This is a genomic window from Pseudomonas sp. WS 5078 (assembly GCF_012985745.1).
GTDB lineage: Bacteria > Pseudomonadota > Gammaproteobacteria > Pseudomonadales > Pseudomonadaceae > Aquipseudomonas > Aquipseudomonas lundensis_A.
In genome coordinates, this window is record NZ_JAAQWX010000016.1 from 1 (window position 1) to 19,706 (window position 19,706).

Consider the following 19,706-nt stretch of genomic DNA (forward strand, 5'->3'; position numbering starts at 1 on the left):
TGCGCAAGAAGTTGCGCAGTACTGTGCAACTTCTTGCGCACTCGTCTACAGATCACGGTTTATATGTCATGTGGCAATGTATCCACACGGTTATCCACATTTGAGTGCGCAACTTCTTGCGCAGTTGCGAAAAATGGGAAACTTCAGAAACGCGATTTTTAAAAGTCTGTTCAGTTTAAAAACAGGCTGTTTTTAGCCCTCAAAATAGTCTTTGAGCAGAGCTAAAAATCAGGGGCATTTGGGTAGGCATAACGACAGCCCCTCCCCCCCTCGGCAAAGGCTCTGTTGGTACTGAGCAGAACAGACTTTAAAGATTGGATGGAAGCCCTGCGAGGCTCAAACACAGCGACCAACGGCACAAGCCAAGCGCTTTACGTCGAGAAAAAAATCGGTGAATCAAGGACCGTAGGCATCAGCACGCGTGACATCGAACTGTTCCAGCCGCTGTTACTTAAACAAGGACTCGCCCAAACGGCCGTGAATGACATTTCTATGATTGTCAGGCACATCGAGGTCAACATTTTTTTGAGACGGGACTCTCAAATCCACCCCTCTGGGCAGCATCAGTCATGGGGGGTACTGATGCTCAACGGCTGGGCGGGACTGTCTTTATCTGACGTGATCTAGAAGCCGTACGGCGCAGGTACGCTGGCCGCCAGTGGTTCGAGAATGTCCTTTCATCAAATCCCGGAAACGAAAAAGCCCCTGAAATGTTCAACCATTTCAGGGGCTTAGTCTTGTTCAATAATGGCGGAGAGATAGGGATTCGAACCCTAGGTACTGTCGCCAGTACAACGGATTTCGAATCCGTCCCATTCGGCCACTCTGGCATCTCTCCAACGGCGCGCATCATAACAGCACTTTTGATTCAGGCAAACCTTATTTTCAAAAAAACTGCGTGCTATCAGATGCTTGCGCGTTTTTACTGCTTAAAGCGGAACACCCAGGCGGTTTGCCACTTCTTCGTAGGCTTCGATGACGTCGCCCAACCCCTGACGGAAACGGTCTTTGTCCATCTTCTTGCCGGTGGCTTTGTCCCACAGACGGCAGCCGTCCGGACTGAACTCGTCGCCCAGTACAATCGAGCCGTCATGGAACACGCCGAATTCGAGTTTGAAGTCGACCAGCATCAGGCCGGCGTCGTCAAACAGCTTGCTCAGCACCTCGTTGACTTTGAGCGACAGCTCTTTCATGCGCACCAGTTGCTCGGCCGTACCCCAACCAAACGCCACTACGTGGGATTCGTTGATGAACGGGTCGCCTTTGGCGTCGTCTTTGAGGAACAGTTCGAAAGTATAAGGGTTGAGTTTCATGCCCTCTTCAACGCCCAGGCGCTTGACCAGGCTGCCCGCCGCATAGTTACGCACGACGCACTCAACCGGGATCATGTCGAGCTTTTTCACCAGGCATTCGTTGTCGCCCAGCAGTTTGTCGAATTGGGTCGGCACGCCGGCTTCTTCGAGTTTCTGCATGATGAAGGCGTTGAACTTGTTGTTCACCATGCCTTTGCGATCGAGCTGCTCGATGCGCTTGCCGTCGAACGCCGAGGTGTCGTTGCGGAACAGCAGGATCAAGCGGTTGGCGTCGTCAGTCTTGTAAACCGATTTCGCTTTACCGCGATAGAGTTCTTCACGTTTTTCCATGATGGGCTCCGCATGCTAAGTAGGTGGGCTAGGCGATTGTGCGCCAATCTAGCCCTGAATCTTGATCGGCCAGTTGCAGCCAGTCCGGGTCGCACCCAAGGGTGTCGACGAAACATTGCCGGGCCAGCTGCGGCAGGTTGTTCTTGCTGCTCAGGTGGGCCAGCACCAGATGTTGCAGGTCTTTCCAGCCCAACTCGGCCACCAGGTTTGCAGCCTGATGGTTGTTCAAATGTCCTTCCTGACCGCCCACCCGCTGCTTGAGAAAGTACGGGTAGTGGCCACGGGCAAGCATGTCGCGACAGTGGTTGGACTCAATTATCAACGCATCCAGATCACGATAGCTGTGCAGTATGCCGTCGCAATAGGACCCCAGGTCAGTCAACAAACCGAAACGCCGTTGACCATCACTGAATACGTATTGCGTTGGCTCCTGTGCATCGTGGGCGACCCGGGTAACGCTGATGTTCAACGCACCAATCTGCAACGTTTCGCCACCCGCCACATAACCGGCAGGCTCAAGGGGTTTGCGCATCCCGCGCTGGGTGCCACGGCTCATATAAACCGGCAAATTGTAACGCCGAGACAGTAAACCCACGCCATGCACGTGATCGGCATGTTCGTGGGTTACCAGAATCGCGCTCAGTTGGTGTGGGCTAACGCCCAACCGAACCAGGCGGCGTTCGGTTTCCCGCAGGGAGAAACCGCAATCAACCAATACATAGGTGCTGTCGCTGGCTATCAGCGTGCCATTCCCTTGGCTACCACTGCCGAGAACGGCAAAACGCATAGGATCAGCCCAAGTTGTCCTGGATCACGCTCAACACTTTGCGTGCCACTTCTGGCGACGCGACGGTATTGATGTTTTCTTCGACCGTCACTTGCACCGCGTCGCCCACCTTGCTCAGGCGAACCTGATAGCGCTCGGCGCGGGCTTCGACTTCTTCCTTGTCGGGCTTACTGCCAAACATACCGGCGAAGAAACCAGGCTTATCGTCTTTTTTCTGGGCTTTTTCAGCGAGGTTGATGTAGTACAGACCCAACGTGCGGTTGATATCTTCCACACGCCATTCGCCCTGCTCCAGCGCACGGCCCACGCTGGACCACGCACGGTCGAGGTCTTCGTTGAGGGTCAGCACCGGGTTGCCGCTGCCATCTTCGTTCAGGGTCACACGGGTCGGCGTGTCGAAATCGCGGGCCGCCAGTAGTGACACCGTACCGCCCTTGTCGGCGCTGCGGCTCATGCTGACCAGCATTTCGTTAACCAGCGCTGCATCCAGACCGGTGTTGACTGAACGGTTAGTGAAATCAACATTGGCCGTGCTGCCCGCAGGGCGGTTGGCACTGACCACATAGATTTCGCTGGTATTGCGCTGCACGCCAGGCTCGATGCGGACCCGCAGACGGGTTTCGCTGTCTGCGGCCAGACCACTGCTGCCCAGGTGACGGGCCATCGGGGAGGACAATTCGCTGGCGCCCTGCCACGTGGTGGTGAACTCGCCGGTTTGCGGGCGCTGTTCATCAATACGGAAGCCGTTGTCCTGGAAGAACTGAACGGCCAGCGGCCAGACTTCAGATGGAGAACGCTGCGCCATTAACCAGCGGCTGTCGCCGCTTTTTTGCAGGCTGAAATCGCTGGCGCTGGTGGTAGCCAACAAAGGCTGCGGACGCGGTACTTCAAATTCGCCCTTAACGTTGTCATCCGGCACGTTGCTCGGGATCGGCAACAGCGGCACAAGGCGCTTGTCAGTCTGCACACCCGGCGGCAATTGCATTGGCGCCGTTTGTTGCGCCTCCAGATAGTCGCTGCCACGGTCCCGGAAATAACCCTCTGGACCCCACAGCCAACCGCAACCGCTGGTGCTGGAAATAATCACGGCTAGTGCGGAAAGTCCGGCCAATCGCTTCATGCGTAGTGCTTCCTCAATTAAACCAATACGCCGGACTGGCGCAGGGCCTGACGCAGCGGTTCGTGGCAGGCTTCGCTGAGCCAGGTGAGCGGCAGACGGATACCGTCCGGCATCATGCCCATCTCATGCAGCGCCCACTTCACGGGGATAGGGTTGGATTCGATAAACAGGGTTTTATTGAGCGGCATCAGCTTTTCGTGAATGCCACGTGCCTTGACGGCATCACCCGCAATCGCGGCAGCACACAGGTCGCTCATGGCGCGCGGGGCGACGTTGGCGGTCACGGAAATATTGCCTTTGCCGCCTAGCAGCATCAGCTCAACAGCCGTAGCGTCGTCACCGGAGTACACCAGGAAATCTTTGTTGACGCCGGCCAGGATGTCCTTCGCGCGCTGCAGGTCGCCTGTGGCTTCCTTGATGCCGATGATGTTCGGCACCGTCGACAGGCGCACTACCGTGGCAGGCAGCATGTCGCACGCGGTACGACCCGGAACGTTGTAGAGGATCTGCGGGATGTCGACCGCTTCAGCGATGGCTTTGAAGTGCTGATACAAGCCTTCTTGCGTTGGCTTGTTGTAGTAAGGCGTGACCAGCAGGCAAGCATCTGCACCTGCCGCTTTCGCATTGGTGGTCAGCTCGATCGCCTCACGGGTCGAGTTGGCGCCCGTACCGGCGATGACCGGAATACGCCCTGCGACTTGTTTGACAACGTGACGAATCACTTCGATGTGTTCGTTCACATCCAGCGTTGCCGATTCACCTGTAGTGCCAACGGCAACAATGGCGTTGGTGCCCTCTTGCAGGTGAAAGTCCACCAGTTTGCTCAGAGCGTCCCAATCCAGGCGACCTTGTGCATCCATAGGTGTGACCAGTGCCACCATACTGCCCGCAATCATGCAACCGCTCCTGCCGGAAAAAGAGAGCCGTAATGGTACTGGCGCCTTGACCCTTGCACAAGCAACAGCGCGCCCGATGAGCATTCCCCTTCGCGCTGCTTTTCGCTACCCTTCAGCCTTTGATTGGTACTGATGTGCACGCGGGCCTGTTTTACGGCTCTTTATATCGCGCTCAAAGCCCCACCCAAACGCCGCCGTGCCAGGTTTGCAATTTTCCAAACCTTGTGTGACGGCCACTGTGTGCGAGCAAGACGCGCTCTATTCAGCGGTCCCTGACAGCGCGTGCACCGACCGTACCGACCACTCATCGTTTTAGGAAGGCTGAATGTCCACCCCCACAGTTCGCGAACAATTCCTTGTCATCAGTGCCCTTGGCGCCAACCCAATGGAGCTGACCAACGTCCTGTGCCGTGCCAGCCATGAGAACCGCTGCGCTGTCGTGACTTCGCGCCTGACGCGCCACGGCGAGTGCAGCGCACTGGTACTGGAAGTCACCGGCAGCTGGGATGCCCTGGCGCGCCTTGAGGCCGGTTTGCCAACACTGGCCAAAAAACACGCATTCACCGTCAACGTGATCCGCAGTGCAGCGCTCGAAACCCGCCCGCAAGCCTTGCCTTACGTGGCGTATGTCAGTTCGGCGTATCGCCCGGACATCATCAATGAGCTGTGCCAGTTCTTCATCGACCACAACGTCGAACTCGAAAACCTGACCTGCGACACCTACCAAGCCCCGCAAACCGGCGGCACCATGCTCAACGCCACGTTTACCGTGACCTTGCCGGCAGGCGTGCAAATCAGCTGGCTGCGCGATCAGTTCCTTGATTTTGCCGACGCGCTGAACCTGGATGCGCTAATTGAACCTTGGCGCCCACAGAACCCGATGTAAGGAGCGACCCATGGCTGTTGCAATTGATCAACCCGTCAGCGACTTCCAGATCGCGGCCACCAGTGAGAAAACCGTCAAACTGTCGGACCTCAAAGGCAAGCAGGTGGTGATTTACTTTTACCCCAAAGACAGCACGCCGGGCTGCACCACCGAAGGTCAGGGGTTTCGCGACCATTACGCCGATTTTCAGGCGGCCAATACCGACATTTTTGGCGTTTCACGAGACAGCCTGAAATCACACGAAAACTTCAAGGCCAAGCAAGGCTTCCCGTTCGAGCTGCTGAGCGACAAGGACGAAGCCCTGTGCCAGTTGTTTGACGTGATCAAGCTGAAAAAGCTCTATGGCAAGGAATACCTGGGCGTCGACCGCAGTACCTTCCTGATCGACAAAGAAGGCGTGTTGCGTCACGAATGGCGTGGCGTGAAGGTTCCCGGTCACGTTGAAGCCGTGCTGGAACGAGCCAAGGCGCTGAATAACGCCTGACGCCAGATAACCCGCAGGCGCTAGCCTGCTCCTGCGGGTAATGGTCCTTACTGACGCACCAGGCGCACGTTGTTGAACTCGACCGTTTCAGTAGAACGGTACGGGTTGATGTCCAACCCGCCGCGACGCACGTAACGTGCATACACGGTTAGCTTCTCGGGCTTGAGCAGGCGTTGCAGGTCGAGAAAAATCCGCTCAACGCACTGCTCATGGAAGTCGGAGTGCTGGCGGAAGCTCACCAGATACGCCAGCAGACTGGCGTGATCCAGCGCAGCGCCACGGTATTGCACCACCACGGTGCCCCAATCGGGCTGACTGGTCACCGGGCAGTTAGATTTGAGCAAATGGCTGTAAACGCTTTCCTCAATCACCTGCGAATCATCGCACTCCAAAAGCTCAGGACGCGGCTGCGCATAGTCACTGACTGTGATGTCCAGCCCGTCGATGCACACACCCGGCAAAACACCTACGCCATCAGCTTGCACTTCATCCAACGTCCGTACGCGAACCATGACAGGCTTGCCCGAAGCTTCTGACAAGTCGGATGTCAGGGTCTCAAGCAGGCTTGATGTATCCGTAAACACGGTCTGGTTGAGGGAGTTGAGGTACAACTTGAAGGACTTGGATTCCACAATGTTGGGCGAATCGGCGGCGAAACAAAACTCGCCTATGGCAACGACCGGTTTACCCGACGGCAATAGCCAGGACAGTTCGAAGCACGTCCAGTAATCCACCCCGACATAAGGCAGCGTTTCGGCGCTCAGCCCCAGCTCTGCCCATTTCGCAGCTCGCGGGATGGGGAATAGCAGGGACGGGGTGTAGGTGCTGATGTATTCACTGGACTTGCCCAGCGGCGAATGTTCGGCTGCGGGATGCATGACAAAAAACCTGGCTAGAAAAACCCGGCAATTCTATCGGGTTTACGCCCGGTTTTCAGCGCCCGCAGACGAACTTCACGATTTAAGGCGCTACTTTGAGCGTCCCGACCATGCCTGCCTGATAGTGACCGGGCACATTGCAGGCAAATTCAAGGTCGCGAGTACCGCTGAACGTCCAGGTCAGCTCAGCGGTTTTGCCCGGCTCTACCAGCACGCTGTTGGGGTCATCGTGGACCATCCCGGTCATGGGCATAGAACCCTGCCCCATCGCGCCATGGTCCATTCCCGAGTGATCCATTCCCGAGTGATCCATACCCGAGTGGTTCATGCCCGTGGTGGTCATCGCCCCGCTTTGCTGCATCTTGAGCATTTCTTTCTGATGCTCGGCATGCATCGCCGCATCGCCCAGGTTGAATTCATGCAGCAGCTGCCCCTTATTCACCAGCACAAAACGCACAGTTTCACCCGGCTTTACATTCAGGGTCTTGGGCGAAAATGCCAGATCAGTCATTTCAATATTGACCGTGCGTGTCGCGCTGGCAGCCGGAGCAGGCTGGCCGATCTCAGAATGACTGCTCGGTGAAGCACCGGCCGAGACACTGAATGCCAGCACACATGCCGCAAGGGCTACACGATTACGTCGGGTCATGGGAACTCCAGAAGGCTACTATTCGAACACCCCCCCACTTTAAGCCTCGGCACTGGCAGTCAACTGACCGCAAGATTACAACTTTGTCAGGATTACCCTTCGCCGCAAGCACCGCTGTATAAGGCTGAGGTATTTTTTTAATAGGTCGCCCATGAAACTGCTGATTGTTGAAGACCAGCCCAAAACCGGGCAATACCTGCGTCAGGGCTTGAGCGAGGCGGGTTTCATCACCGAGCTGGCTGCTGACGGTATTACCGGTCAGCACCTCGCCCTGACCGGCGACTATGCGCTGTTGATCCTCGATGTGATGCTCCCCGGACGCGATGGCTGGCAAATCCTGCAAGCGGTGCGCAGCGCCGGGCTGGACATGCCTGTGCTGTTTCTCACCGCCCGTGATGCTGTCGAAGACCGCGTTCATGGCTTGGAACTGGGGGCCGACGATTACCTGGTCAAGCCCTTTGCCTTTTCCGAGCTGTTGGCACGCGTGCGCAGCCTCATGCGGCGAGGCAGCAGTACCCCCCAAGAAACCAGCCTGCAACTGGCCGACCTGCGTCTGGACTTGATCCGCCGCCGTGTCGAACGCAACGGCCAGCGCATCGACCTCACTGCCAAGGAGTTCTCACTGTTGGAGTTGCTGCTCAGGCGTCAGGGTGAAGTGCTGCCCAAATCGCTGATTGCCTCTCAGGTGTGGGACATGAATTTCGACAGCGACACCAATGTCATCGAAGTCGCCATCCGCCGTCTGCGCCTGAAAATCGATGACAGCCACGAACAAAAGCTGATCCACACCGTGCGCGGCATGGGTTACGTGCTCGAAGAGCGCACACCGTGATGCGTCGTCTGTCGCTGAGCAGTCGTCTGGCGCTGCTGTTCGCGGGTTGCACGGCGGTGGTGTCGCTGTTCGCCGGGGTGCTGTTCGGACGCGCCAGCGAGGTGCATTTCGTTGAACTGGATCAGCAACTGATGGAAGCCCGGCTTGCCGGACTGCGCAGCACGCTGCACGGGGTCAGCACTCTGGACCAGTTCTCCCTGCGTTTACCGGTGTTGCTGCAAGACTTGAGTCATCAGCCCGATCTGAGCATTCGCGTACGTGGCCCGGACGGTCACGTATGGTTCGACAGCTCATCCCGGCTGCCCAACGATTTGCCCACCTCACCCGGACTGGGCAGCCTGCAAATAAACGGCACCGATTATCGCGTACTCAATCCCCAGCCGGAATCCCCGGACGCGCCACGCTTGACGTTGCTGCTAGATATCACCCATCACCAACATTTCTTGCAGCGCATGCAACGCTTGATCTGGATGACCGTCGGCCTCTCAGCGCTGGCCACGGCAATCTTGGGCGCATGGGCCGCGCGCAGTGGCTTGCGTCCATTGCGCCGCATGAGCGCGATTGCGGCCAGCGTCTCGGTTGATTCGCTAAATTCACGCTTGCCCGAAGCGCAAATGCCTACGGAGCTTGCAGATTTGGCGCGTGCTTTCAATGCCATGCTGGAGCGGCTTGACGCGTCATTTCAGCGCCTGTCGGCCTTCTCCGCCGATATTGCACACGAGCTGCGCACACCGCTCTCCAACCTGCTGACCCACACCCAAGTCACGCTGACACGGCCGCGCGACATTGATGCCTACCGCGAAGCCCTGCACAGCAACCTCGAAGAGCTGCAATGGATGGCACAGCTGGTCAACGACATGCTGTACCTGGCCAAAGCCGACCACGGCCTGCTGACACCCAGGCGCGAACCGCTGGACCTTGCACAAGAGGTGGAAGCCTTGCTGGAGTTTTATGCGTTGCTGGCAGAAGAGTCGCACATTCAGTTGACCCACGAAGGCAGCGGCCACTTGGCAGGCGATCGCAGCATGCTGCGCCGGGCCCTGTCCAACCTGCTGGATAACGCCTTGCGCTACACGCCCGCAGGCGGCGAGATCCGGGTGCGCATGACGCCGTCAGCACAAAGCGTGCGTATCACCCTTGAAAACACTGGACCCGGCATCCCGGCAGCGTTACTGCCACGCCTGTTCGACCGGTTTTACCGGGCGGACCCGGCACGCCGGGAAGGCAGCAGTGAGCATGCAGGTTTGGGGCTGGCAATCACCCAATCGATCATTCGCGCCCATGGCGGGCAGATTGGGTGTGAGTCACAGGAAGGGATGACGCGGTTTGTGATTGAACTGCCGGTCAGGCCGCAGTCGGTGTAGGCGGTGTCGCAGGCTGCGATGCTTCGATCATCAAGCAAGCAGCCTGCGCACACGTACGAGGATCAGGAGTAACGCAGGGCGTGGGCCGGCTGGATTTTCGCCGCGCGGTACGCCGGGTACAACGTCGCGAGGAAGCTCAGCACAAAGCCCGCCGTGCAAATCAGCAGCACGTCTGCGCCCTGCAACTCGGACGGCAGGTTGCTGACGAAGTAAACGTCAGAACTAAAGATGTGCTGCCCCGAAACCCGCTCCATCCAGCCCACAAGCGCACTGACATTCAGTGCGGCAATCACGCCCAGCACGCCACCGATCAGGGTGCCTACAATGCCGATCACCGTGCCTTGCACCATAAAAATGGCCATGATCTGACGCGGCGTGGCGCCGATGGTGCGCAAGATCGCGATGTCAGCGCCCTTGTCATTCACCACCATGATCAAGGTTGCGATGATGTTGAACGCGGCCACGGCCACAATCATCAACAACAGCAGACCAATCATGGTTTTTTCCATTTTCATGGCGCTGAACAGACTGCCCTGGGTGTGCGTCCAGTCGTCCGCGCGGTAGCCGTCACCTAACCCGGCGGCTACTTCAGCCGAGACGCTCGGCGCGGCATACAGGTCCTTGACCGCCAGGCGCACGCTCTGTACCTGATTCGGCTCCCAGCGTTGCATGGTGGCTGCGTCGGCGACGTGGATCAGCCCCATCGAGCCATCCAGTTCGGCGCCCACTTTGAAGATCCCCACCACATTCAAGCGTTGCAGGCGCGGGGTGATGCCACCCGGCGCGGTGCTGGCTTCCGGCACGATCAAGGTAATCTTGTCGCCCACGCCCAAGCGGAAACGGCGCGCGGTAATATCACCCAATACCACGCCAAATTCGCCGGGTTTCAAGTCTTCCATGCGCCCCTGCACGATGTGCCGGGTCACGATGGATACCTCGCCTTCCCGTGCCGGGTCCACGCCGCTGATCTGGATAGGCTGCATAGCCCCCTTGTAGGACAGCATCCCTTCCATCTCGGTGAACGGCACCGCCGCCGTGACCTCTGGATTTTTCATGGCGGCTTCGGCCACCGGGCGCCAGTCATCAATGGGCTTTACGCCAATGATGGTGGCATGGGGCACCATGCCGAGGATGCGGTTACTCATTTCACGCTGAAAACCGTTCATCACCGACAGCACCACGATCATCGCCAGCACGCCCAGGGCGAGGCCAATCATTGAAGTCATGGAGATGAACGAAACAAAACGATTGCGGCGCTTGGCGCGGGTATAGCGCGTGCCGATAAAAATCGATAACGGTCTGAACATTCGCGGGCACCGTAAAAAAATAAAAGACCCGGCACCGGTCAGGGCGCCGGGTTTTGGCCGATTAAATCGTGGTCAGGCGACCTTCTTGAAGGTGCAGCACACGATCCATCTGACGGGCCAGGTTCATGTCGTGAGTCACCACCAGGAACGCAGTGCGCATCGAGGTACTGAGTTCGAGCATCAAGTCCTGAATGCCTTGCGCGGTGTGGGCGTCGAGGTTGCCGGTCGGCTCATCGAGCATCACCAGCCCGGGCTTGTTGACCAGCGCACGAGCAATGGCCACGCGTTGGCGCTCACCACCGGACAACTCGGCCGGCTTGTGCTCCAGACGGTGGCTCAGGCCGACACGGGTCAACAGTGCCGTGGCCCGCTCCCGCGCTTCAGGAATCGATGTCTTGCCGATCAACAACGGCATGCATACGTTTTCCAGCGCCGTGAACTCGGGCAGCAAATGGTGAAACTGGTAGACGAAACCCAATGAACGGTTACGCAATTGGCCACGGGCCTTCTCGCCCAGCGCCGACAGTTCTTCACCCGCCAGCCACACACTGCCGGAGGACGGCGTGTCGAGGCCACCGAGCAAATTAAGCAAGGTACTTTTGCCCGAACCCGACGTGCCGACGATGGCTACGCGCTCACCCGGGTGCAACTCAAGTTGCAGGCCCGACAACACCACCACTGACTCCGGGCCTTCCTCGTAGGACTTGCCCAGGTCGCGGCAACTCAACACTGCTTGTTCTTTCATGCCCAACTCACTCATAACGAAGCGCCTGCGCAGGCTGGGTGCGCGCAGCACGCCAGGCCGGGTACAAGGTCGCGAGAAAACTCAGAACCAATGCCGCGCCACAGACCATCAACACGTCCTGCATCTGCAATTGCGACGGCAGGTAGTCGATGAAATACACGTCGGCGTTCAGAAACTTGTGGCCGATCAGCCCTTCAAGGGCCGCGATCGCCGCGCTCACATTCAAGGCTGCCAGCATGCCCAACACCGCGCCAATGGCAGTGCCGACCACGCCGATCACGGTGCCCTGCACCATAAAAATGGCCATGATCGTGCCCGGCGTAGCGCCCAGCGTACGCAGGATCGCGATGTCGCCCTTCTTGTCGTTCACCACCATGACCAGCGTGGAAATGATGTTGAAGGCCGCCACGGCCACAATCAGCAACAGGAGCAGACCGATCATGGCTTTTTCCATGCGGATGGCCTGATACAGGTTGCCGTGGGTGCGGGTCCAGTCACGTGCGTAATAACGGTCATCGCCCAGCTTTTGTGCGATTTCCCACGCCGTGCGAGGTGCCTGGAACAGGTCGTCGAACTTCAGGCGCAAACCTTGCACCTGGTCTGGCTTCCAGCGCTGCAAACGCGCCAGATCCTGCAGGTTAGTAATGCCCAGATAGCCGTCGATTTCACCGGCGCCCACATGGAAAATGCCCTGCACCGTGAACCGCTTCATGCGCGGAAACATGCCGGCCGGGGTCACCGTGACTTCCGGGGCCACAAACGTCAGTTTGTCGCCAACCGCCACGCCGAGCTTTTTCGCCGCCTTGTCGCCAATGATGATGCCGAAGCCGCCGGGCGCCAGTGAGTCGAGCTGACCTTGCAACATGAACCGGTCAATGATCGACACCTTGCGTTCTTGCGCGGGATCGATCGCATTGAGCAGGACCTTTTGCACGTTACCGTCATGGGTCAGCAGGCCCTGCATCTGGGTGTACGGCGCAACCGCCTCCACCTTCGGGTTCTGCCTGACCTGAGCGGCCAACGACTGCCAGTCACTGATCGGCTGGTCGCCGACAATGGTCGCGTGGGGCACCATGCCCAGCACACGGGTGCGCATCTCATGATCGAAGCCGTTCATCACCGACAACACCACAATCATCACGATCACGCCAAGGGCGAGTCCGATCATTGAAGTCAGAGAAATGAACGACACAAAATGATTGCGACGCTTTGCACGGGTATAACGCGTGCCGATAAATACGAAGAGAGGTCTGAACATGTCGGGGCTTGTTCGAGGGAAAAGAAGACGTCCTTGTGGCGGGGCCTGATAAGCAGCTTTACACTCAGACCACAGCCGCCACCATGGGTTCGCCATGTCGACATTAGATGAAGCAGATCGCCGCGAATACTACCGTATCGATGATGTGATCGCACTGGAAATAACCCCGCTGTCGGCACCTCAAGCCGCGAGCACTGAAGTGTTGCAGGATGCTTCGCCTTTATTCAATTTACTCAGTGAGTTACACCTGAGTGAATTCGAGTCGCAGCACCTGCTGCGCCAGATCAGCGAACGCGACCGCACCCTCTCCAGTTACCTCAAAACCCTGAACAAACGGGTTGACCTGCTTAGCCAGGTGGTCGCGCAGACCGTACTGGGCAAGATCGGCGAACTGCAACCGGTCAAGCTTTCCGAAGGTGGTATCGAGTTCCAGCATGCAAACGCCTATTCACCGGGTACCCACCTCTCAATCAAACTGGTGTTGATGCCGCAAGCGTTGGGGCTGCTGTTGCGCGCCAAGGTCACGCATTGCACCCCGCGCAGCGGCCAATTCGAGATAGGCACCGAGTTCGAAGCCATCACCGACGCACAGCGCCAGTTGCTGGCCCGTTACATATTGCAGAAACAGGCTCAGGCACGCCGTCTGGCCCGAGAACAAAACGAAGCAGCCGAAGAAGAGTAAGCGCGTCCCAACGCTGTGAATTGTGTATTAAGGAGCAATTGTGACCCTGATTTATGGCCATCGCGGCGCCAAAGGCGAAGCACCCGAAAACACCCTCGCCAGCTTTGAGCAATGCCTCAAGCACGGCGTGCGCCGCTGCGAACTCGACCTGCACCTGTCCAAGGACGGTGAGCTGATGGTGATCCACGACCCGACGCTCAAGCGCACTACCGACCGACGCGGCAAGGTGATCGAACACACCGCAGCGGACCTGGCGACCTATGACGCACGCAAAGGCGGCCCTGGCTGGGTGCATCCGTGTCCGATTCCACGACTCGAAGAACTGTTTGAAAAATGCGACTTCGAACACTGGCAGCTGGAAGTCAAAAGCGCGTCACGCACGCGAGCGGCGACCACCGTACTGGCGATTCGCGACATGGCCCAGCGCCACGGCCTGATGGATAAAGTCACCGTGACCTCAAGTTCCCGTGAAGTGCTCAGGGCTGCTATCGAGCTGACACCGGACTTGTCCCGCGGACTGGTTGCAGAGTACGCCTGGCTCGACCCGTTGAAGGTCGCGCAAAACTATGGCTGCGAGATGCTGGCATTGAACTGGACACTCTGCACCCCGGAGCGCCTGGAAAAAGCCCAGCGTCAGGGTTTGCATGTGTCGGTATGGACAGTCAACGAGCCTGCATTGATGCGCAGACTCGCTGATTTCGGCGTAGATAGCCTGATTACAGACTTTCCCGGTTTGGCCACTGCCACCCTCGGGAATGGCTAAAATCGGTCTCCCCGGCCGGCTCAGGCCACCGGCCGGAGCCGCTTAAAAAAGCCGGTTAAGGCCGTCGTAAGCCGCTACCCGATAGGCTTCAGCCATGGTCGGGTAGTTAAACGTGGTATTGACGAAGTACTTCAGGGTATTGAGCTCGCCCGGCTGATTCATGATCGCCTGACCGATGTGCACGATCTCCGATGCCTGATAGCCGAAGCAATGTACGCCCAGTACTTGCAAGGTTTCGCGGTGGAACAGGATTTTCAGCATGCCTTGCGGCTCGCCTGCAATCTGCGCACGCGCCATGCCCTTGAAGAACGCCTTGCCCACTTCGTAAGGCACTTTAGCCTGGGTCAGCTCTTGCTCGTTCTTGCCGATCGAGCTGATCTCCGGAATGGTGTAAATGCCGGTCGGCACGTCATTCACGAAACGCCAGCTGCCATTGTCCACGATGCTGCCCGCAGCCGAGCGGCCCTGGTCGTGCGCCGCACTGGCCAGGCTCGGCCAGCCAATCACATCGCCTGCCGCGTAGATGTTGGGCACCACAGTGCGGTAGTTCTCATCCACGCTGATCTGGCCGCGACCATTGGGTTTGATGCCAATGTTCTCCAGCCCCAGCTGATCAGTGTTGCCAGTACGGCCGTTGCACCAGAGCAAGGCATCGGCCTTGATCTTCTTGCCCGACTTGAGGTGCAGGATCACGCCATTCTCGACGCCTTCAACACGCTCGTACTCTTCGTTGTGACGCACGGTGATGTTGTTGTTGCTGAAGTGGTAGCTCAGCGCCTGCGAGATCTCGGAATCAAGGAAGCTCAGCAGTTGCTCGCGGTTATCCACCAGCTCAACCAGTACGCCCAGACCACTGAAGATCGACGCGTATTCACAACCGATCACGCCAGCACCGTAGACGATCAGCTTGCGCGGGGTGTGACCCAGGCTGAGGATGGTGTCGCTGTCGTAGATGCGCGAGTGGGTGAAATCGATATCGGCCGGGCGATATGGGCGCGAACCGGTAGCAATGATGATCTGCTTGGCCATCAGCGTTTCAACTACACCATTGGCGCAGACCACTTCAATGGTTTGCTCGTCGGTAAAACTGCCAGTGCCGAAGAACAGGTCCACACGGTTACGGGCGTAGTAACCGGTGCGAGAGGTCACTTGCTTGGAAATCACCTTCTCGGCGCTTTTCAGCACATCCGGGAAGGAAAACCAGCGAGGTTCACCGATCGCCCGAAACATCGGGTTGGTGTTGAACTGCATGATCTGCCGGACCGAGTGACGCAACGCCTTGGACGGGATGGTGCCCAAGTGTGTGCAGTTGCCGCCGACCTGACGCCGGCTGTCGACCATCGCCACCTTGCGCCCTGCTTTAGCGGCGTTCATTGCCGCACCTTCTCCTGCCGGGCCGGAACCCAGTACCACTACGTCGTAGTTGTAGACAGCCATGCGTACTCCTCAGAACGGGCCGCGGCGCATTTTCAGGCGCCTGCGGCTAAATCATGACGCGGCCGGCGCCATGAAGGATCAAAACGTGGGGCACAGTCTATAGAAGCCTGAACGCGGCGAACATTAACCCTTGGTCTCGTCGTAGGCTAATTTTGTGTTCACTACATCGAGAAGTGGCCTTAACTCTCTTCAAGGTACAGAAACGGGCTGCGTGAAATGTAAACGCCGCAGGCCCCTTTGCCTTGATCGCAGTCCCGCGCCACTGGTCCCATTTATTCATTCAGAGAGCCCCCTCATGCGCCCGCTATTGATCGCTCTGTTGTTGATGAACAGCATTAACTGCTTGGCAGACGAGACAAAACCGATCAAGGAGGCGAATTTTCCCACCCAGCTTCAAGATGGTTCTCAAACCCTGCAACGCAAAGGTCAAATCGTGCTGACCTACCTGTGGGCCGACATCTACGCTGCAACACTGTTTACGCCTGCCAACCTCAGCCCCCAACGCGCCTATGAACAGCTGCGTGACGTGCGCCTTGAACTGTTTTATTTGCGCGACCTTGATCACAGCGACATCACCACGGCCTCTGCTGCCATTCTCAAGCGCCAACACTCCCCTGCCACACTCAGCGCCCTCGACCCGGGATTAAAGAAACTGCAAGGCAGCTTCGCCAATATCCAACGCGGTGACCGCTATGCACTGGATTACGACCCCGTTCGGGGCCTGAACCTTGAACGCAATGGCCAGGTCATCTTCAACACCAAAGACAGGGCGCTTGCCAAAGCGTACCTGGGCATTTGGCTCGCCCCTGAAGGGTTGCCCGAAACACTGCGCCAAACACTCCTGGCACAAACCCCGTGAACAATCGGTAGTCACATCATTAGTTGCCTACACATTTTGATACACATATGGTTACAAAACTGTTTTGCTGACCGGCGCAGCCCCGGAACAGGCAGTGTGGACGACTAAAAACATGGATACGCATAAAACAGATAACAGCGGGTGATTTCTGATGGCCTCCAGTGCAGGTAAAGGCAAGGCGATTTTTCGCGTTGTCAGCGGTAACTTCCTCGAAATGTTCGATTTCATGGTCTTTGGCTTTTATGCCACGGCCATTGCCAACACATTCTTTCCAAGCAATAGCGCCTTCGCCTCCTTGATGCTCGCGCTGGCCACGTTCGGCGCTGGCTTCTTGATGCGCCCGCTGGGTGCGATCTTCCTCGGCGCCTACATTGACCGCCATGGCCGACGCAAAGGCCTGATCATCACCCTCGCCCTGATGGCCATGGGTACAGTGCTGATTGCCTGTGTACCGGGTTACGCCACGCTGGGCGTAGCTGCACCGCTGCTGGTGCTGTTGGGCCGCCTGTTACAAGGGTTCTCCGCAGGTGTAGAGCTGGGTGGCGTCTCGGTGTACTTGTCAGAAATTGCCACACCGGGCCGCAAAGGCTTTTTTGTCAGCTGGCAGTCCGCCAGCCAGCAAGCCGCCGTGGTCTTTGCCGGGTTGCTTGGTGTCGGCTTGAATCACTGGCTTAGCCCACAAGACATGGGCGAATGGGGCTGGCGTATTCCATTTTTGCTGGGCTGCCTGATTGTGCCGGTGATCTTTGTCATTCGCCGCTCAATGGAAGAAACGCCAGAATTTGAAGCCCGCGAACATCGCCCAACCCTGCGGGAAATCATTCGTTCAATCAGTCAGAACTTTGGACTGGTACTGGGCGGTATGGCGCTGGTGGTGATGACCACTGTGTCGTTTTACCTGATCACGGCCTACACCCCGACCTTCGGGAAAGCAGAGCTGAATCTGTCAGATTTTGATGCGCTGTTGGTGACGGTCTGTATCGGTGCCTCCAACTTCTTCTGGCTACCGGTGATGGGCTCACTGTCTGACAAGATCGGGCGCAGACCCTTACTGCTGGGTGCGACCCTTCTCGCGATTCTGACCGCCTACCCATCGCTGTCATGGCTGGTGGCCAACCCGAGCTTCAGCCATTTGCTGATCGTCGAACTGTGGCTGTCGTTCCTGTACAGCTCGTACAACGGCGCGATGGTGGTGGCACTCACCGAAATCATGCCGGTGGAAGTACGAACCACTGGCTTCTCGCTGGCTTATAGCCTGGCGACCGCAACCTTCGGTGGGTTCACCCCGGCAGCGTGCACCTATTTGATCCACGTATTGGACAACAAGGCAGCCCCGGGCCTGTGGCTGACCGGGGCGGCGGTGCTTGGGCTGATTGCGACCGTTGTGCTGTTCCGCGGCAACACGCATGAACTGCGCACCGCTAAATCGGCTGTGGCGGGCAACGCGTGACACCTCTGTAAACGTTACAGAGCAGAGACAAAAACGCCCCGAACCAGTCGGGGCGTTTTCACTTGCAGCAGACGCTTAGCGCGGGAACGCTGGCGGGTTAACCCCGGCCATGTCTTCCATCACGCGCACTACCTGGCAGCTGTAACCGAACTCGTTGTCGTACCACACGTACAGCACAACGCGGTTGTCGTTGCAGATAGTGGCTTCGGCATCAACTACACCCGCATGACGCGAGCCAACGAAGTCAGTGGAAACCACTTCCTGCGAGCTGACAAAGTCGATCTGCTTGTGCAGCTCGGAGTGCAGCGCCATGTGACGCAGGTACTCGTTCATTTCTTCACGAGTGGCCGGCTTCTCAAGGTTCAGGTTGAGGATGGCCATTGACACGTTTGGCGTCGGCACACGGATCGCGTTACCGGTCAGCTTGCCAGCCAGCTCAGGCAGCGCCTTGGCGGCAGCCGTGGCAGCGCCGGTCTCGGTGATGACCATGTTCAGCGCAGCCGAACGGCCACGGCGGTCGCCCTTGTGGAAGTTGTCGATCAGGTTCTGGTCGTTGGTGTACGAGTGAACCGTTTCAACGTGACCGTTCACAATGCCGAACTTGTCATTCACAGCTTTAAGCACCGGCACAATGGCGTTGGTGGTGCAAGAAGCAGCCGAAATGATTTTGTCGTCAGCGGTGATTTCACCGTGGTTGATGCCGTGAACGATGTTCTTGAGTTTGCCTTTGCCAGGCGCCGTCAGGACCACGCGATCTACGCCAGGGCACGCCAGGTGCTGGCCGAGACCGTCGGCGTCACGCCATACACCGGTGTTGTCCACCAGCAATGCGTTTTGAATGCCGTACTGGGTGTAGTCCACCTCAGTCGGGTTCTTCGCGTAGATCACCTGAATCAGGTTACCGTTAGCGGTGATGGTGTTGTTTTCTTCGTCCACCACGATGGTGCCGTCGAACGGGCCATGCACCGAGTCACGACGCAACAGACTGGCACGCTTGACCAGATCATTATCGGCACCTTTGCGCACAACGATCGCACGCAAGCGCAGACCGTCGCCGCCGCCGGTTTTTTCGATCAGGATGCGCGCCAGCAGGCGGCCGATACGGCCAAAACCGTACAGCACGACGTCGGTGCCTTTACGGGCTTCGGCGTTTTGCTGACCTACCACATCGGCCAGCTCTTCACGCACGAACTGCTCGGCGGTACGGCCATTGCCTTCGGCCTTGAACTTGACGGCCAGCTTGCCCAGGTCTACCGAAGCAGCACCCAGCTTGAGTTCGCTCATCGCTTTGAGCAGCGGGAAAGTTTCGTGCACGGACAATTCGATGTCATCGGACTGGCGATGACGCGCAAAGCGGTGAGCTTTGAGAATCGCAATGACTGAACGGTTGATCAGGCTGCGGCCATAGATCGAGCTCACCACGTTGTTATTGCGGTAGAGCTGACCAATCAGCGGAATCATCGCTTCTGCGAGTGCTTCACGGTCGATCCATTCACCAAGACACTGGTCGGGCTTCTGAGTCACGGGAACCTTCCACATGTAGGGGCTGAAAAAAGGGGCTACATTATGCCGCCGGCTCTGGCCATGGGCAATGTGCGCCTGTCATGAGGCTTGACTGAAACGATTAAGCCTCAATATTTACAGGTGAAAAAAATCGCTATCCGCG

The 19,706-nt window shown here is 57.9% G+C and carries 19 protein-coding genes and 1 tRNA gene; 8 read left to right on the forward strand and 12 right to left on the reverse strand.

Annotated elements, in window-relative coordinates; all coding sequences use genetic code 11:
* Positions 1 to 748: 748 nt before the first annotated feature.
* The 5 genes from HBN68_RS18670 to dapA all read right to left on the reverse strand — a co-directional run bounded on the left by HBN68_RS18670 (position 749) and on the right by dapA (position 4,446).
* Positions 749 to 838, reverse strand: a tRNA-Ser gene (locus HBN68_RS18670).
* A 91-nt stretch (positions 839 to 929) separates the two neighbouring features.
* Positions 930 to 1,643 (reverse strand): phosphoribosylaminoimidazolesuccinocarboxamide synthase, encoded by a 714-nt coding sequence (gene purC, locus HBN68_RS18675; RefSeq protein WP_047274084.1) that lies wholly within the window; start codon positions 1,641 to 1,643, stop codon positions 930 to 932.
* Positions 1,644 to 1,671: 28 nt separating this feature from the next.
* Positions 1,672 to 2,430: an MBL fold metallo-hydrolase gene (locus tag HBN68_RS18680; protein WP_094994751.1), complete on the reverse strand. Its 759-nt coding sequence runs from the start codon at positions 2,428 to 2,430 to the stop codon at positions 1,672 to 1,674.
* 4 nt (positions 2,431 to 2,434) lie between these two features.
* A complete protein-coding gene (gene bamC / locus HBN68_RS18685) occupies positions 2,435 to 3,550 on the reverse strand; it encodes an outer membrane protein assembly factor BamC (protein WP_094994752.1) in 1,116 nt (371 codons plus the stop codon).
* 17 nt (positions 3,551 to 3,567) lie between these two features.
* A complete protein-coding gene (gene dapA, locus HBN68_RS18690) occupies positions 3,568 to 4,446 on the reverse strand; it encodes a 4-hydroxy-tetrahydrodipicolinate synthase (protein ID WP_094994753.1) in 879 nt (292 codons plus the stop codon).
* 325 nt (positions 4,447 to 4,771) lie between these two features.
* Between dapA and HBN68_RS18695 the strand changes: the two genes are divergently transcribed.
* Positions 4,772 to 5,332, forward strand: a complete 561-nt coding sequence (locus tag HBN68_RS18695; RefSeq protein WP_094994754.1) for a glycine cleavage system protein R — start codon at positions 4,772 to 4,774, stop codon at positions 5,330 to 5,332.
* Positions 5,333 to 5,342: 10 nt separating this feature from the next.
* Positions 5,343 to 5,816, forward strand: coding sequence for a peroxiredoxin (locus tag HBN68_RS18700; protein ID WP_094994755.1), 474 nt, complete (start codon positions 5,343 to 5,345; stop codon positions 5,814 to 5,816).
* A 47-nt stretch (positions 5,817 to 5,863) separates the two neighbouring features.
* Here HBN68_RS18700 and queF read toward each other — a convergent pair whose 3' ends face one another.
* The gene (queF, locus tag HBN68_RS18705; RefSeq protein ID WP_169965716.1) at positions 5,864 to 6,694 is read right to left on the reverse strand and encodes an NADPH-dependent 7-cyano-7-deazaguanine reductase QueF; all 831 of its coding nucleotides are present in this window, start codon (positions 6,692 to 6,694) and stop codon (positions 5,864 to 5,866) included.
* A gap of 82 nt (positions 6,695 to 6,776) precedes the next feature.
* Positions 6,777 to 7,343, reverse strand: coding sequence for a cupredoxin family protein (locus tag HBN68_RS18710; protein ID WP_169965718.1), 567 nt, complete (start codon positions 7,341 to 7,343; stop codon positions 6,777 to 6,779).
* Between the two features lie 151 nt (positions 7,344 to 7,494).
* Between HBN68_RS18710 and HBN68_RS18715 the strand changes: the two genes are divergently transcribed.
* On the forward strand, positions 7,495 to 8,175 hold the full coding sequence (locus tag HBN68_RS18715; RefSeq protein WP_094994758.1) for a heavy metal response regulator transcription factor: 681 nt from the start codon (positions 7,495 to 7,497) through the stop codon (positions 8,173 to 8,175).
* Positions 8,175 to 9,539, forward strand: coding sequence for a heavy metal sensor histidine kinase (locus HBN68_RS18720; protein ID WP_169965816.1), 1,365 nt, complete (start codon positions 8,175 to 8,177; stop codon positions 9,537 to 9,539). Before HBN68_RS18715 ends, HBN68_RS18720 begins: the two co-directional genes overlap by 1 nt.
* A 62-nt stretch (positions 9,540 to 9,601) precedes the next feature.
* Here HBN68_RS18720 and HBN68_RS18725 read toward each other — a convergent pair whose 3' ends face one another.
* From HBN68_RS18725 to HBN68_RS18735, 3 genes are all read right to left on the reverse strand, one after another.
* Positions 9,602 to 10,846, reverse strand: coding sequence for a lipoprotein-releasing ABC transporter permease subunit (locus HBN68_RS18725; RefSeq protein WP_094994760.1), 1,245 nt, complete (start codon positions 10,844 to 10,846; stop codon positions 9,602 to 9,604).
* Positions 10,847 to 10,907: 61 nt separating this feature from the next.
* A complete protein-coding gene (lolD, locus tag HBN68_RS18730; RefSeq protein ID WP_169965720.1) occupies positions 10,908 to 11,591 on the reverse strand; it encodes a lipoprotein-releasing ABC transporter ATP-binding protein LolD in 684 nt (227 codons plus the stop codon).
* Positions 11,592 to 11,598: 7 nt separating this feature from the next.
* A complete protein-coding gene (locus HBN68_RS18735) occupies positions 11,599 to 12,849 on the reverse strand; it encodes a lipoprotein-releasing ABC transporter permease subunit (RefSeq protein WP_094994762.1) in 1,251 nt (416 codons plus the stop codon).
* A 94-nt stretch (positions 12,850 to 12,943) separates the two neighbouring features.
* Between HBN68_RS18735 and HBN68_RS18740 the strand changes: the two genes are divergently transcribed.
* Both HBN68_RS18740 and HBN68_RS18745 read left to right on the forward strand, forming a co-directional pair.
* Positions 12,944 to 13,531 carry a PilZ domain-containing protein gene (locus HBN68_RS18740; RefSeq protein WP_070413007.1) on the forward strand — a complete coding sequence of 196 codons (588 nt, stop codon included), beginning with the start codon at positions 12,944 to 12,946 and terminating at the stop codon, positions 13,529 to 13,531.
* A gap of 40 nt (positions 13,532 to 13,571) precedes the next feature.
* Entirely contained in the window at positions 13,572 to 14,294 is a 723-nt protein-coding gene (locus HBN68_RS18745; protein WP_094994763.1) for a glycerophosphodiester phosphodiesterase family protein, read from the forward strand.
* A 42-nt stretch (positions 14,295 to 14,336) separates the two neighbouring features.
* Here the strand turns inward: HBN68_RS18745 and sthA are convergent, their stop codons facing one another.
* A complete protein-coding gene (gene sthA, locus HBN68_RS18750; RefSeq protein ID WP_047275673.1) occupies positions 14,337 to 15,731 on the reverse strand; it encodes a Si-specific NAD(P)(+) transhydrogenase in 1,395 nt (464 codons plus the stop codon).
* A gap of 295 nt (positions 15,732 to 16,026) precedes the next feature.
* On the opposite strand from sthA, the gene HBN68_RS18755 reads away from it, so the two are divergent.
* Together HBN68_RS18755 and HBN68_RS18760 are read left to right on the forward strand one after the other, a co-directional pair.
* Positions 16,027 to 16,590 carry a chalcone isomerase family protein gene (locus HBN68_RS18755; protein ID WP_169965722.1) on the forward strand — a complete coding sequence of 188 codons (564 nt, stop codon included), beginning with the start codon at positions 16,027 to 16,029 and terminating at the stop codon, positions 16,588 to 16,590.
* A 151-nt stretch (positions 16,591 to 16,741) separates the two neighbouring features.
* Positions 16,742 to 18,040, forward strand: coding sequence for an MFS transporter (locus HBN68_RS18760; protein ID WP_169965724.1), 1,299 nt, complete (start codon positions 16,742 to 16,744; stop codon positions 18,038 to 18,040).
* Between the two features lie 75 nt (positions 18,041 to 18,115).
* Here HBN68_RS18760 and HBN68_RS18765 read toward each other — a convergent pair whose 3' ends face one another.
* On the reverse strand, positions 18,116 to 19,579 hold the full coding sequence (locus HBN68_RS18765) for a glyceraldehyde-3-phosphate dehydrogenase (protein ID WP_094994766.1): 1,464 nt from the start codon (positions 19,577 to 19,579) through the stop codon (positions 18,116 to 18,118).
* Positions 19,580 to 19,706: the final 127 nt, after the last annotated feature.

Excerpts from the sequence above, each read along its gene's own strand:
- purC (WP_047274084.1), bottom strand. The coding sequence starts at position 1,643 with ATGGAAAAACGTGAAGAACTCTATCGCGGTAAAGCGAAATCGGTTTAC.
- HBN68_RS18680 (WP_094994751.1), bottom strand. The coding sequence starts at position 2,430 with ATGCGTTTTGCCGTTCTCGGCAGTGGTAGCCAAGGGAATGGCACGCTG.
- bamC (WP_094994752.1), bottom strand. The coding sequence starts at position 3,550 with ATGAAGCGATTGGCCGGACTTTCCGCACTAGCCGTGATTATTTCCAGC.
- dapA (WP_094994753.1), bottom strand. The coding sequence starts at position 4,446 with ATGATTGCGGGCAGTATGGTGGCACTGGTCACACCTATGGATGCACAA.
- HBN68_RS18695 (WP_094994754.1), top strand. The coding sequence starts at position 4,772 with ATGTCCACCCCCACAGTTCGCGAACAATTCCTTGTCATCAGTGCCCTT.
- HBN68_RS18700 (WP_094994755.1), top strand. The coding sequence starts at position 5,343 with ATGGCTGTTGCAATTGATCAACCCGTCAGCGACTTCCAGATCGCGGCC.
- queF (WP_169965716.1), bottom strand. The coding sequence starts at position 6,694 with ATGCATCCCGCAGCCGAACATTCGCCGCTGGGCAAGTCCAGTGAATAC.
- HBN68_RS18710 (WP_169965718.1), bottom strand. The coding sequence starts at position 7,343 with ATGACCCGACGTAATCGTGTAGCCCTTGCGGCATGTGTGCTGGCATTC.
- HBN68_RS18715 (WP_094994758.1), top strand. The coding sequence starts at position 7,495 with ATGAAACTGCTGATTGTTGAAGACCAGCCCAAAACCGGGCAATACCTG.
- HBN68_RS18720 (WP_169965816.1), top strand. The coding sequence starts at position 8,175 with ATGCGTCGTCTGTCGCTGAGCAGTCGTCTGGCGCTGCTGTTCGCGGGT.
- HBN68_RS18725 (WP_094994760.1), bottom strand. The coding sequence starts at position 10,846 with ATGTTCAGACCGTTATCGATTTTTATCGGCACGCGCTATACCCGCGCC.
- lolD (WP_169965720.1), bottom strand. The coding sequence starts at position 11,591 with ATGAAAGAACAAGCAGTGTTGAGTTGCCGCGACCTGGGCAAGTCCTAC.
- HBN68_RS18735 (WP_094994762.1), bottom strand. The coding sequence starts at position 12,849 with ATGTTCAGACCTCTCTTCGTATTTATCGGCACGCGTTATACCCGTGCA.
- HBN68_RS18740 (WP_070413007.1), top strand. The coding sequence starts at position 12,944 with ATGTCGACATTAGATGAAGCAGATCGCCGCGAATACTACCGTATCGAT.
- sthA (WP_047275673.1), bottom strand. The coding sequence starts at position 15,731 with ATGGCTGTCTACAACTACGACGTAGTGGTACTGGGTTCCGGCCCGGCA.
- HBN68_RS18755 (WP_169965722.1), top strand. The coding sequence starts at position 16,027 with ATGCGCCCGCTATTGATCGCTCTGTTGTTGATGAACAGCATTAACTGC.
- HBN68_RS18760 (WP_169965724.1), top strand. The coding sequence starts at position 16,742 with ATGGCCTCCAGTGCAGGTAAAGGCAAGGCGATTTTTCGCGTTGTCAGC.
- HBN68_RS18765 (WP_094994766.1), bottom strand. The coding sequence starts at position 19,579 with ATGTGGAAGGTTCCCGTGACTCAGAAGCCCGACCAGTGTCTTGGTGAA.